Origin of the sequence: Anaerocolumna sp. AGMB13025 (assembly GCF_029689925.1) — a bacterium.
Classification (GTDB): domain Bacteria; phylum Bacillota; class Clostridia; order Lachnospirales; family Lachnospiraceae; genus Anaerocolumna.
Genome location: NZ_CP121445.1, coordinates 5552122 through 5565991, shown reverse-complemented (window position 1 = coordinate 5565991; position 13870 = coordinate 5552122). Strand labels below are relative to the sequence as shown.

The 13870-nt window shown below is 39.2% G+C and carries 12 protein-coding genes and 1 riboswitch; of the genes, 11 read left to right on the top strand and 1 reads right to left on the bottom strand.

Going from position 1 to position 13870, the window contains the following annotated elements:
- Window positions 1-598: 598 nt before the first annotated feature.
- From QA584_RS23145 to QA584_RS23135, 3 genes are read left to right on the top strand one after another with little or no spacing between them, the layout of a single operon-like run.
- Window positions 599-1585, top strand: coding sequence for an ABC transporter ATP-binding protein (locus QA584_RS23145; protein ID WP_278271466.1), 987 nt, complete (start codon window positions 599-601; stop codon window positions 1583-1585).
- Window positions 1582-2373: an ABC transporter permease gene (locus QA584_RS23140; protein WP_278271465.1), complete on the top strand. Its 792-nt coding sequence runs from the start codon at window positions 1582-1584 to the stop codon at window positions 2371-2373. Before QA584_RS23145 ends, QA584_RS23140 begins: the two co-directional genes overlap by 4 nt.
- Window positions 2370-3179 carry an ABC transporter permease gene (locus tag QA584_RS23135; protein ID WP_278271464.1) on the top strand — a complete coding sequence of 270 codons (810 nt, stop codon included), beginning with the start codon at window positions 2370-2372 and terminating at the stop codon, window positions 3177-3179. Before QA584_RS23140 ends, QA584_RS23135 begins: the two co-directional genes overlap by 4 nt.
- Window positions 3180-3261: 82 nt before the next feature.
- Here QA584_RS23135 and QA584_RS23130 read toward each other — a convergent pair whose 3' ends face one another.
- Entirely contained in the window at window positions 3262-4047 is a 786-nt protein-coding gene (locus QA584_RS23130; protein ID WP_278271463.1) for a hypothetical protein, read from the bottom strand.
- 717 nt (window positions 4048-4764) lie between these two features.
- Between QA584_RS23130 and QA584_RS23125 the strand changes: the two genes are divergently transcribed.
- The 8 genes from QA584_RS23125 (at window position 4765) to QA584_RS23090 (ending at window position 13856) form a co-directional block, all read left to right on the top strand.
- Window positions 4765-5229 (top strand): hypothetical protein, encoded by a 465-nt coding sequence (locus QA584_RS23125; protein WP_278271462.1) that lies wholly within the window; start codon window positions 4765-4767, stop codon window positions 5227-5229.
- A 403-nt stretch (window positions 5230-5632) separates the two neighbouring features.
- Window positions 5633-5746, top strand: a riboswitch (FMN riboswitch).
- Window positions 5747-5974: 228 nt separating this feature from the next.
- On the top strand, window positions 5975-7075 hold the full coding sequence (gene ribD / locus QA584_RS23120) for a bifunctional diaminohydroxyphosphoribosylaminopyrimidine deaminase/5-amino-6-(5-phosphoribosylamino)uracil reductase RibD (RefSeq protein ID WP_278271461.1): 1101 nt from the start codon (window positions 5975-5977) through the stop codon (window positions 7073-7075).
- A 2-nt stretch (window positions 7076-7077) separates the two neighbouring features.
- Window positions 7078-7725 (top strand): riboflavin synthase, encoded by a 648-nt coding sequence (locus QA584_RS23115; RefSeq protein ID WP_278271460.1) that lies wholly within the window; start codon window positions 7078-7080, stop codon window positions 7723-7725.
- A gap of 157 nt (window positions 7726-7882) precedes the next feature.
- Window positions 7883-9094 (top strand): bifunctional 3,4-dihydroxy-2-butanone-4-phosphate synthase/GTP cyclohydrolase II, encoded by a 1212-nt coding sequence (locus tag QA584_RS23110; RefSeq protein WP_278271459.1) that lies wholly within the window; start codon window positions 7883-7885, stop codon window positions 9092-9094.
- Between the two features lies 1 nt (window position 9095).
- Entirely contained in the window at window positions 9096-9557 is a 462-nt protein-coding gene (gene ribH, locus QA584_RS23105) for a 6,7-dimethyl-8-ribityllumazine synthase (RefSeq protein ID WP_278271458.1), read from the top strand.
- 5 nt (window positions 9558-9562) lie between these two features.
- Window positions 9563-10237, top strand: coding sequence for an HAD family hydrolase (locus QA584_RS23100; protein WP_278271457.1), 675 nt, complete (start codon window positions 9563-9565; stop codon window positions 10235-10237).
- Between the two features lie 188 nt (window positions 10238-10425).
- On the top strand, window positions 10426-12735 hold the full coding sequence (locus tag QA584_RS23095) for an ABC transporter permease (RefSeq protein WP_278271456.1): 2310 nt from the start codon (window positions 10426-10428) through the stop codon (window positions 12733-12735).
- A 335-nt stretch (window positions 12736-13070) separates the two neighbouring features.
- On the top strand, window positions 13071-13856 hold the full coding sequence (locus QA584_RS23090) for an ABC transporter ATP-binding protein (protein WP_278271455.1): 786 nt from the start codon (window positions 13071-13073) through the stop codon (window positions 13854-13856).
- Window positions 13857-13870: the final 14 nt, after the last annotated feature.

Below are 13870 nucleotides of genomic sequence, written 5' to 3'. Positions count from 1 at the left end.
TGCACTTTTTTTATATTACAGAAAAGTTTTCCTTATCTTAAACTATCCTGTAGCCAGACTCTTTGTTCCAGGAATTTTCTAAAGTACCTGTGAAATAAAAACAATGCCAGGCAGAAAATGTGTTATATATGGTTAATATCTAATCTTCTGTGGATTAGATAATCAGATCTATAGGTGAAACTGTCTTAGTACTATTTTTCATGGAGTTCTCCATCATTAATTTCCAGATAAATTACTCAAACTTCGTAGTAAATAAACTTAATAATACTTGATAAATCAGCCCTAAATCTAAATTGAAAGCATAATCAATGCTTTCTCATTTAACTTCAATGTTGTTTTTATCAAGTATGCAAATTACAAAAACAACAGCGAAGTTTGAATTATTTATATTAAAGGGCTGGTCTTATCAAGGATCGATGTGAAAGAAAATATAAGAATTGAAAGGATGCCAATATCGCAAGGTAACCCTCGATATACAAAGGGTGTATAAGAGTGAAAGAAAACATAAATAGAAAAGGATGCCACATTGTCATTCTTTCACTCCTTTTTATTTGTGGCAGTACCACAAACAGGTTTGCGGTATGCAATGGGTATAAACATGAATGTAATAACTACAAATCAATTGACAAAATCCTATAAACGTTATAAAAAGGATGCCGGATTAAAGGGGAGTGTCAAAAGCCTTTTTAAACGGGAATATATAACCAAAGATGCAATATCAGGTTTTAATTTATCCATCGGGGAAGGAGAATTCGTGGGACTGATCGGTCCAAATGGAGCTGGTAAAACTACTTTAGTTAAGATGCTTACCGGAATCATAGCTCCAACCTCCGGTGAAATATCCGTGTTGGGATATTACCCGAATAAGCTGGAGAACTCGTTTAAAAGACAGTATGCCGTGGTAATGGGACAAAAAAGCCAGCTCTTTTTCGAATTAACAGCGGCTGATACATTTTTATTATTTAAAGAGCTCTATGGGATATCAGACGAGGAATATAAAAAAAATCTCGATTATTTTATCAGCCTGTTTTGTGTAGCCGAATACCTGGATGTCCAGGTACGTACCTTATCCCTTGGAGAACGTATGAAGATGGAACTGATTGTTGCTCTGCTGCATAATCCCAAGGTACTGTTTTTGGATGAACCCACCATTGGTCTGGATGCGGTAGCGCAAAAACAGATAAGAAGTTTTTTGAAAGAAGTAAATGAAGAAAAAGGAACTACCATTATACTTACCTCCCATTACATGGAGGATATAAAAAGTCTGTGTAGGCGGTGTGTGGTGGTAAATGATGGACTAAAGCTTTATGATGGTGAGACCGGTGCATTATTTGATAAATACCAGACCCATAAAAAAGTAACCATCTCCTTTGAACATAAAACCTGTGCTGTACTGCCAAAAACCTATGAAATTTTAGAGGAGGGTCCGTATAAAATTTCATTTATGACTCCAAAAGGAGAAGTACAAAAAATACTAAAAGAGTTTCTTGGCAAATATGAAATAAATGATGTAACCATCGAAGAAGATGAGATCGGCAAGGTAGTCGAAAAAATCTATGCAAACAGAGATGAGGTGATAGGGTGAAGTATCTAGAAGTTGCTAAAATTACTTATAAAGCACAGCTTGCCTTTCGATTTGAGATTGGCTTTAATATGGTATTTACTATAATAAAGATCTTATTTGCCTATATTATTTGGGGAACCATATTTGGTCAACGGGAATCGGTAGCCGGTTTTTCTTTTCATTCCATGTTATCCTACTATATCATAAGTTCCTTTTTAGCCCAGATGGAAATGTCAGATGGAGTAAGCGGGGAGATCAGCGCCAGAATCAGAGAAGGCAGCTTCTCAAAATATATGGTGGTACCCGTTAATATTCAAACATATTTTCTTGCACAAACCTGGGGTGCGGCTACTTTTTATGGCTTATTTAACCTGATTGCAGCAGTGGTGTGGGTTTTTCTCTTTCGAATCCGATTTGTCGTCACTTTAAATCCAGGCATAATACTGCTTAGCCTATGCATGATTCTCTTAGGTCTGCTATTTATGGTACAATTGAATTATTTTCTTGGAATTTTAACCTTTCAGTTTCAGGATATCCAGCTATTTTTAATAATTAAAAATAATCTGGTAGCCTTTGTAACCGGTACCATGCTGCCGCTGTCCTTACTTCCAGAGGGGATAAATTTTGTTATGCGTTTTTTCCCTTTTTATTATGTCACTTATCTGCCTTCCATGCTCTTAATCGGTCGAAATACCGGAGAAGGAATGTTAGGATTGCTTGTCCTGACTGGGTGGATCATAGCATTTATGCTGCTGAATTATGTTACTTACAACAGACTGAGAGTCAGATATGACGGGGTGGGAATATGAAGAATCTGCGGTTAGGGAATATGAAGAATCTACGGTTTGTTAAATCATTGATCAAAATGAAGTTATCCCACATGATGGTATTCCGGTTATCATTTTTTGGAGCATTTTTCGTTGACGGGACAGTATTTTTTATACAACTTTTACTGTTTCAGGCAATTTATTCTCAGGTAGATACCATTGGAGGGTGGTCAAAAGGGGAAATGATGATTTTTATCGGAACCTTTTCCTTAATCAATGCCTTAAATATGATTATTTTCTTTTTTGGAATTAATGACCTGCCGGATAAAATTAAAAATGGGGGACTGGATCATTATCTGACAAAACCGGTCAGCCCTCTGTTTCGTTTAACCTTTGAAAATGTCAATCCGGGTTCGGTTCCGTTGATCTTTGTAAGTATCGGAATCATACTATATGGTATTTCCCTAAGTAAAGTGTCAATAACCTTACCTCAGGGAATTGGCTATGCGGGTTTAGTAGCACTCATGACACTGTTATGGTATGATATCCAACTGATTTTAAGATGTATTCCTTTCTTTGTCATATCAGGAACCAATATAACCCGTACAGAAGAGCTTTTAGAACTTTGTATGAAGGTACCGGGAGTTTTATTTAAAGGAGCCTTTAAAGTACTGTTTTACTTTATACTGCCTTATGGACTTATGGCTACCATACCAACTCAGTTTCTGATGAAAACCATATCACTTTCCGGAATTTTATATGGGGTTGTTATCGTAATTTTATTTACCGGTATCGCCTATGGGATTTGGAAGGTAGGATTAAGGAATTACAAAAGCTCAAGCAGTTAAAGAAGTTCTGACTGCTGGTTAAAAATAAAAGGTGCTGCCACAATTAAGCTAACTTTAATTGGGCAGTACCTTTTTTAGCCGGCTAGAAACACTGGAAGGAACGAATGCGTTCTAAATTAATTCTTTGGAACGTCCAGCCAAAGCCTCGCCACCTAAATCCGGCAACTGCCTGCCTCCCGACAAAGGTCGGAAAGAACCAGAAACTGTTGCCGTTGTTCAGCCAGATAAAGGTATTTCTGTATAGACAATTGCGAATACCTCTTGCTCCGTCCTGTCTTTGCGGTATACTCGGCGTAAAAGTAGGTGGTGCCGACCTAGGTGCAGGGGGCTGCTGTCCATCCTCTCCCGGAGGATTAAAAGGAGGAGGGGTAAATGGAGGCGGCGGAGGATTAAATGGCGGTGGAGGAGGATTAAATGGCGGTCTCCCGCCGATGGGAGGCTGATTCCCACCCATAGGAGGTCTGCCACCGCCGATGGGAGGCTGATTCCCACCCATAGGAGGTCTGCCACCGCCCATAGGAGGCTGATTCCCACCCATAGGAGGTCTGCCGCCGCCCATAGGAGGCTGATTCCCACCCATAGGAGGTCTGCCGCCGCCGATGGGAGGCTGATTCCCACCCATAGGAGGTCTGCCACCGCCCATAGGAGGCTGATTCCCACCCATAGGAGGTCTGTTACCACCCATAGGAGGCTGATTCCCACCCATAGGAGGTCTGCCACCGCCCATAGGAGGCTGATTCCCGCCCATAGGCGGTCTGTTACCACCCATAGGGGGTTGATTATCCCTTGGCAGCTGCTGGGTAAATTTTATATCAGAATCAGAGGGCTGCTGGTTACTATACTCATGAATAAATTGATCGTCCTGCAAATAAATTCCCCTTTCTATGTTATGTATTAATTTATGCAGGAAAATTAAAAGCGTGTGCTGCAGATGAAAGTAGAACTTCAATTGTGAAATGCAGGGACAGATGTAGGCGCTGCAAAATGGTATGACTTTCTATTTATTTAGCTATTAGTTATAGATTTTTACCTTGAATGATATGTCAGTTTTGATGCAATTTATACAGATTTATGTTATAATTATGTATTACTCATGTTCTATACCTAACAGACAAGCAATCATCTGAGGTATCGAAAATATAGAGAGATTTTAATTTTATTAACCACTGAATAATTGTGTCATTTATCCTGTTTTTATATGGTATATTGATAAAGAAAAAGTAAAGATGTAATAAATTAATATGTAAAAATATTCCAGTGATTTTGTCAAACAGCAGGATTGCTATAGGGGTATTCAACAGATTTAGCTTAGCAGGCTATTTTACTAAGTCAAGTAAACAATACTTTCTGGAACTATTTTATATAAAAATAAGAATGGATATGGTGGACAATATGGATTCCACTATGTTAGTGTTAGCTTAGTTGGGTACAGAATAGACATAGATGATATATAGTATTATGCAATTCACGATTTATGAACCCAGCCGATATTTATAGATTATGAAACTATGATAATGACACAGAATGTTCTGAAAGATATATTTGATTCAGCCATATAAAAAATAAGATTGAGCGGATAAAGACTATGAAAAAGAAAAGGATAATTATTACAATTATAGCAACTGTTATTTTTTTAGGCATAATAAATTATGAGAGGATACAATTTTTATACTACTTTTTAAGTAATACATCAAATACGAAACAGACAATAGAGAAAGAGTATAACATAAGTGTTAATATAGTTATGCAAAAAAAGAATATTCATTTATATGAAGGCTTAGATAAAAAAACGAATAAAAAGAAATATATTATTACAGTTACTGGCAAGGGTGTATTTACTCTTTATGCTGAGGAAGGTGTCGATATAGAAGGTGCTCAGAAAATTGCAGAAGAGAAAGGATTTCCAACTACCCCTCTGGATTTTTATATAAAAGACTCCTTCTCAAATAAGAGTGAATTAATAGATACGCTTTACTGGTATATTACAAACAATCAAGGAAAGAGTATCTATATATCCTTTAAAGACGGATCAGTCACCTACAAAAATTAAACAGCCCGTAATATAAGAGAAAAGCGGTCAGCCTAATGAAGAAAAAGATAATCCCAAAGACTTAGGCAGTATCCCGGCAGGCTTGCAATTTTTTTGTATCGGAAAGGTTCCTCCTGGCACTTAGACTTGATGAACTGCGTCAAGGAGGAAAAGAGCAACTGTCTGAACGAAGTGAGTTTTGCTCATTTCCTCCTGCTTTAAGCAGTTCACCAAGTCTTAGTGCCAGGAGGGTTCTTTCCCTACAAAAAAATTGCAAGCCTGCCGGGATACTGCCGCCCCCCTTTATAAAATCTCCCGTCAAACACCTCCCGTGATTGAAATCCCGAGACTCCCGTGATTGAAATCCCGAAACCGCTTGACAAACAAATCAAGTAATGCTATATTAAGAAAAAATAAAAACTGAATATATCTTCAGGGCAGGGTGTAATTCCCTACCGGCGGTATAGCCCGCGAGCCGTAAGGCAGATTCGGTTAAACTCCGAAGCCGACAGTAAAGTCTGGATGAAAGAAGATTCGATAGAAACCATAAAAGATCAAAATAAATATTGTAATTAACAATAAGTACAATATTTAAGAATAAATCTTAGTAGATCTATCCATAATGCTTATAAGCCCTGAATATTCAGGGCTTAATTTTTTTACTGCGACGGCGCCAAAGTCTGATAATCAGACTTCGCAGTTTTTTCTCTCAAATAGTGAAAGGTTTATAAGTATTTGGTAACAATAAACACAGAGGTACAGACAAATGGATGAAAAATACATGAAACGGGCATTGGAATTAGCCCAAAAAGGTATCGGATATACCAGACCAAATCCTCTGGTAGGAGCAGTCATAGTAAAAGACGGGAGGATCATCGGAGAAGGATATCATGAATTTTTTGGCGGTCCTCATGCAGAGATAAATGCATTTAATCAGGGGACAGAAGATGTAACAGGGGCCAAGATGTATGTTACCCTGGAACCCTGCTCCCATTACGGTAAGACACCTCCCTGCGCGGAGGCGATAATAAAAAAAGGAATCAAAAAAGTTGTGGTAGCATTAAAAGATCCCAATCCCAAAGTCTCAGGAAGGGGAATACAACTGTTACGGGAGGCAGGAATCGAAGTAATCACCGGAGTGCTGGAGGAAGAAAGCAGAAAGCTGAATGAAATATTTATTAAGTACATCACTACTAATACGCCTTTTTGCATTCTAAAAGCTGCCATGACCCTGGATGGAAAAACAGCAGCAGTGACGGGAGATTCCAAATGGATTACCGGGGAAGCCTCCAGGCAGTATGTCCACGGTTTAAGACACCGGGTTTCCGGGATTATGGCTGGAATTGGTACGGTATTAAAAGACGACCCTTATCTGACCACACGTTTAAAGGACAGAGAAGGCAGGGACCCTCACCGTATTATCGTAGACAGCAGTGCCAGACTCCCTCTTACTGCTAATGTGATAAAGGTAGCCTCCAAAGCAGAAACCATCCTGGCAGTAACAGAAAAGGCCAAAGAGGACAAATTAAATAAGCTCAGGGAAAAAGGAGTCAGAATTATAAAGACTCCCACCAAAGACGGCAGAGTCGATCTTACATTTCTTATGAAAGCCCTTGGAGAAATGGAGATTGACAGCATTTTGTTAGAGGGCGGCAGTGAGCTGAATTATTCAGCCCTTGAAGCAGGACTTGTAGATAAAGTAAATATCTTTATAGCACCCAAGCTAATTGGAGGCAGCCAGGCAAAAACCCCTGTAGGCGGAGCCGGCTGGCAGCTTATGAAGGAGGCAGTTGTTTTAAAAGATATAATGACGTATTCCTTTGGTGAAGACCTCATGATAGAAGGATATATAGATAAGGAGGGGTAGGAATGTTTACCGGTCTGATCGAAGAAATCGGTGAAATACAAAACATAGTAAAGTCGGTTAAATCAGCTAAAATTATAATCAAAGCACAGGGAATACTAGGTGAGGTAAAATTGGGTGACAGTATCAGCACCAATGGGGTATGCCTTACGGTTACCGGATATACGACCGGAAGCTTTACGGTGGATGCCATGGCAGAAACCTTAAGAAGAAGCAATCTAGGGCATTTAACTGCCGGAGATAAGGTCAATTTAGAAAGAGCTTTGCGGGTTGGAGACCGGTTAGGTGGTCATATGGTAAGCGGTCATATCGACGGAACGGGTATCATTACCGGATATGAACGGGAAGACAATGCGGTCTGGATTACCATCTCGGCAGAGCCTGGAATATTAAAATACATTGTCCATAAAGGATCCATTGCCATAGATGGTGTCAGCTTAACGGTAGCCTATATCGATGAACAGGTATTGAAAGTCTCCATCATTCCCCACACCAGGGACTTAACCACACTGCTTAAAAAGAAAGCAGGAGATGAGGTTAATTTAGAATGTGATATGATTGGGAAATATATAGAAAAATTACTAGCCGTAAAGGAACCGGATAAAAAATCAGGAATAGATACAGAGTTTTTAAGCCGGAATGGTTTTCTTTAGGAGCTGCTGAAGGAAAATAAAATAAGAAAGGAATGCCACACTTAACTCTTTCAGTACGAATCGTGGCAGTGGAGCTGTTAAATAATTTCATCACATAGATAACTTGGGAATTTTAACTAAGGATTATGTTTTATAACAGCCATACAGGAATTAAATTATGTATATCTTTAACACCATAGAAGAAGCAATCAGTGACATAAAAGCAGGAAAGATGATTATAGTAGTAGATGATGAAGACAGGGAAAATGAAGGGGACCTCTTAATGGCGGCTGAAAAAGTAACCCCAGAGGATATTAACTTTATGGCTAAGTACGGCAGAGGACTGATTTGCATGCCGGTGGTGGAAGAACGGTTAAAGGAACTTAACTTACAGCTTATGGTTTCAAAGAACACGGAATCCCACCAGACCGCCTTTACCGTATCCGTAGATGCCAAAGAAACCACCACAGGAATTTCCGCTAAAGAAAGAGCCGAAACCATTCAAAAATTCTTAGACCCATCCGCGAAGGAAGATGACTTTAAACGGCCCGGTCACGTCTTTCCGTTAGAAGCCAAAAAAGGCGGTGTATTAAAGCGAGCAGGCCATACGGAGGCAGCAGTAGACTTAGCAGTGTTGTCCGGGCTTTATCCGGCAGGTGTCATCTGTGAGATTATGAGTGAAGACGGAACCATGGCAAGAGTCCCCGAACTTATGGAATATGCAAAAGAACATAATTTAAAAATCATAACCATAGCCGATTTAATTCAATACCGCCGGAACACGGAAATCTATATAAAACGGGCCGCAGAGGCAAAACTTCCTACCAAATACGGAGAGTTTAAAATGGTGGGCTATGAAAATATCTTAAACGGAGAACACCATGTTGCACTGGTAAAGGGAAACGTAGAAGACGGTGAGCCGGTACTGGTAAGAGTACATTCAGAATGCCTGACCGGAGATGCTTTCGGCTCTATGCGCTGCGACTGCGGAGAACAGCTGGCAGAGGCTTTAAAGGAAATCAATGAAGAAGGCAGGGGAATACTCCTATATATGAGACAGGAAGGCAGAGGAATCGGCCTCATTAATAAAATCAGAGCTTATGCCCTTCAGGATCAGGGCATGGATACGGTGGAAGCCAATCTTGCCTTAGGGTTTCCGGAGGATATGAGGGATTATGGCATCGGAGCCCAGATACTGGCGGACCTTGGAGCAAAAAAGGTAAAACTGCTGACCAATAATCCCAGAAAGATCAAAGGATTATCCGGTTACGGCATAGAAATCATAGAACGGAAACCAATCCAGATGAATCACAATGAAAGAAATGAATACTATTTGCGTACGAAAAAAATAAAAATGGGACACATGTTAAATTTTAAGGAGGAACAATAAGATGAGAACAATGGAAGGAAATTTAATCGGACAGGGCTTGAAATTTGGAATAATAGCAGGAAGGTTTAACGAGTTTATCAGTGGGAAACTGGTAAGCGGTGCCCTGGATGCCTTAAAGCGTCACGGTGTGGAGGAAAAAGAAATTGACATAACCTGGGTGCCGGGAGCTTTTGAGATACCCTTGATTGCGAAAAAGATGGCGAAGTCTAACAAGTATGACGGAGTCATCTGCCTTGGCGCTGTAATCCGCGGAGCAACCCCCCATTTTGACTATGTATCCAACGAAGTAACAAAAGGAATTGCACATGTTTCCCTGGAAACCGAAGTACCCGTCATATTCGGCGTCCTCACAACAGATAATATTGAACAGGCCATAGAGCGGGCAGGCACCAAAGCAGGCAATAAAGGCTATGATGCAGCCGTTACTGCCATTGAAATGGCTAATTTAATCAGGCAGTTATAAGTTATATGGAATACTATAATACCATACCCATTGCACAAATCAGAACCATTTTTTTAGATTATGACGGGACGCTCCATGACAGTTTGAAAATATATGCCCATGCCTTTAAAAAAGCCTACGGTTATCTTGTAAAAGAAGGCCTGGCCGAAGACCGGGAATGGACAGATAAAGAAATCAGCTACTGGCTGGGGTTTAATGCAAAAGATATGTGGAGGAAGTTTAAACCGGATCTGGGTCCGGAACTCCAGCAGTATTGCAGTAATTTAATCGGAATTGAAATGAGACGGTTAATCGAGGAGGGGAAACCGGTTTTATATGAAGATGCCCTAAAAACCCTGAACTATTTAAAGGAAAAGAGCTATCATCTGGTTTTTATCAGCAACTGTAATATCTATTACCTGGAGAATCATCGGAAATTATTCCGGTTAGACCGGTACTTTGATGATTTTATCTGCTCGGAAGAATATAATTTTCTGCCAAAACATGAAATTCTAAAATCGATAAAGCACCGCTATGAAGAGAAAATGGTCATAATCGGTGACAGGAAGCAGGATATGGAAGCCGGTCAGTACAACGGAATCTATACCATTGGATGTAAATATGGGTTTGCTTTAAAAGATGAATTAAAGGATGCCGATATTTTAATTGACCGGATCAGTGATCTGATTAATATATTTTAATGATTCAAGTGTCAAAAGATCAATTTAGTGTTTGGAATGAATACATGTTGAGAGATCTTTTGACACTCAAATCTTTTAATTGGATTACTATATTTTAATTTTTCATAATTATTCATAAATTCCCTCTTTTTATTTAAAATTCGTACGGTAAGATGTATGATAGAAAGAATGAAAAGAGGGATTTTTTTATGTGGATGAAAAAGTTAAGACAGAGAAAATTACAGTCGGCAATTATCTTTATTATCGTCTTTGTCTGTTCCATATTAATGACTAGTTCCATGGTGATTATGACTTCCTTACAAAAACCATATAAAGAATTAAGTAAGGCCTGTGACGCTCCAAAGGTGAAGGTATATCCCTTTGAAATGCCGCAAACGGAACTGGAACAGGTAAGGGAACGCTTTAAAGCACTGGATTTGTGTGAAAAAGCATCGATTGTAACGTATCATTACCTGACAGAAAAGGTTATAAGTAACACGAAATTAGTAAGCGGATTTTCTGATCTGGTGGAATACCAGGAAGATCTACACGGGCATTACCGGGTGATAAGCGGGGAGTTAAGAAAGCCTGGGGATAAGGAATGCATTATATCCGCGGTCTTTGCCAATGAAAATAATCTTAAAACAGGTGACTATCTTGATATTACCGGTACAAACCTGCATATGAAATATAAAGTAATCGGTATCTATACGGATCCCTATAATATGAGTCTGGCCTATAATAATGAAATTCTTACCGGCAGTCTGCCAGAGGAATTTCCGGTAGAACAATACATTGCTGTCTATGGCGGCGACGATGTCAGGGGCAGCAGCATTATAGACGAATACCGGGAAAAGTATGCCGGAGTGTTAGAAGGCAGAGGGATAACCTTAGAAGATAGGACAAATAACAATGCCATTATGGAAAAAATACTGGGAGGCATCCTCCTTGGAATCAGTATTCTAATCCTCCTGGTAAGCTGTATCATGATTCGTTATATGATAAGGAATGCTCTGCTATATGATAAGAAAACCATAGCCATCTATAAAGCCATAGGTTACAGTAATAAGGAGTTAACCGGAATCTATTTAAAGCTCTATCTGTTTATTGTGGCAGTCGGTAGTATAGCCGGTGCGGCGGCTTCCTTTCTCATATCGGACAGTTTTATGGTTCAGGCGTTTAAAAATCTGGGGGAGGTAAAATCAAACGGTACATTAATTCCCGGCATAACCTGCGTCTTAGTTATCTTAGGATTTGTACTCCTTCAGGTTTATAGTGTCCTGAGAAAGTTAAAGAGTATGAAGCCGGTGGTGATTTTAAACGGCAAAGAAGCCGAGCTGGGGAAAAAGAAACATAAGCACTATTTATTTTCCGATAAGCTAAACTTTTCCGCAGCCGGAATCGGAATAAGGATGCTGCAGCGTGACAGGAAGAATACCGGCTATATTATTTTAACCTGTATCGTATCAATATACTGTTTTAATTTTGCCTTATCCAGTTTTAACATTATTAAAGATATGAAAACCAACAATTATTACTGGATCGGTTTTGATAAACATGATGTAGCGGTTAGTTCCCTGTCCCCGAAGCAGTTCCTGCCTGTAATGGAGGAACTGAAAAAAGAACCGGAAACAGACCGGGCGATCCTGACTGCAAATGATGTTAATGTCATGGTGCCCTGGAAGAAAGGCATGGGGGAACCTATTATTATGGCAATGGTTTATGAGACCTATGAAAATATTGATATGCCCTTAATTGAAGGCCGGAATCCCAGATACAGCAATGAAATCGTCATATCCAGCCTGGCTGCCAAAGAATTTAAGAAAGAAATCGGTGATTACCTCGAGGTATATCTGGATGTAGATAAGAAAGTCAGCCTGTTAATTACCGGAATCTATCAAAGCTATTATAACATGGGAAGAGGCTGCAGGCTGCTCGGCGCAACCTTTGAGGAAAACGGTGTGGCATTTCAATATACCGAAGCTTCCGTGTACTTAAAGCCAGATACCGATATAAATCAATATATTAAAAAGTATGGCAGCAAATATAAGGACAGTCTGGATATCTTACCGCGGAAAGACAAATATAGCAGTATTATGGCCACGATTTGTGATCCTCAGATTAAGGCTATCACACCGTTTATGATTCTGTCCCTATTGCTTGGAGCCCTTAATATAACAGCCATTGTATATTTAAAAAACAATGATAACAGAAAAGTAAACAGTATTTATAAATGTATCGGCTATTCGTCTTCCCACCTGATTAAAGCTAACTTATACTACACAGGAATTATAGCTGTAATATCCATGATAATTACCATACCATCCTTCATTTTGCTTTACCCGAAAATCATGGTGCTATGCTTATCCTTCTTCGGCTTTAAAAAGTACCTGGTGAATTATAGCCTGCCCTATATGCTAATTGGCAATCTACTGATATTGCTTATGTTTATGTCAAGTACAGTACTTTCTTCCTGGACCTTAAACGGTAATCATATGGATGAACTGAACCAGGAATAATGAAATTTTGTATTTAATCCGGGAGGAAATGAATATGGAATTACCAAGAAATAGGCTTTGAAATAACATGAAATAAGCATAAAAAAGCGTGAAATAAACTTGTGATAAACCCGAAATAATTATGAAAAAACATGAAATGAGCATAACTAAATGAGAATAAAACAAACCTGAAAAAAACAGGAATAGCTTAGAATACCATGAAATAGCTTGAAATACCTTATATAAGCCTGTAAAAAGCAAAAAGTGCAACGAAATATGGATTGATTAAATTAGAATTTTAAAAGAAATAAAAGAAATAATTTAAAGTCATAACTTAAAAGATGAGGTAAATAAATATGAATCATGTTATAATAAAAACAAATTTAGTATGTAAAAGTTACCTGACCGATGGAGAAGTCAATAATGTAATTAAAAATATGAACCTGGAACTCTATAAGGAGGATTTTACCGTTATTATGGGAAGTTCGGGTTCCGGCAAATCCACTCTTTTGTATCTCCTAAGCGGAATGGATCAGGTAACCAGCGGTGAAGTCTGTTTAGGTGAAAAAAATATAACAAACAGCCGGGAAAAGGAACTGGCAGCCATCCGAAAAGATAAAATCGGCTTTGTATTCCAGGGAATTAACTTAATACCTGATCTGACCATACGGGAGAATATTAAAAGTCCCTCCTATAAAGCGAATAGGGATAAACAAAACTTAAATTCTGCTGACCGTAAAATCAGCTTGGAAAGGCGGATCGATCGTTTGTTAGAACAAATGGAGCTTACAAAACACCAGAAGAAATATCCGGGACAGTTATCCGGGGGACAAAGGCAGAGAGCGGCGATCTGCCGGGCCTTAATGAATGAACCGGAAATTCTGTTTGCAGATGAACCCACCGGGGCGCTTAATTCCCAGGCAGGAGAAGAGGTTCTTAATATCTTTACTGAAATCCACAGTAAGAATCAGGCGGTGGTTATGGTTACCCATGACCTGAAAGCCGCTGTACGGGGAAACCGTATCATATACTTACGGGACGGCAGGGTAGACGGTGAACTAAGGCTGGATGAATATGATAAAAAGACAGAACCCCAAAGAGAAGCCGTTCTGTATGATTTTTTAAAAAATCGCGGCTGGTAGGAAAGAGGTTTGGT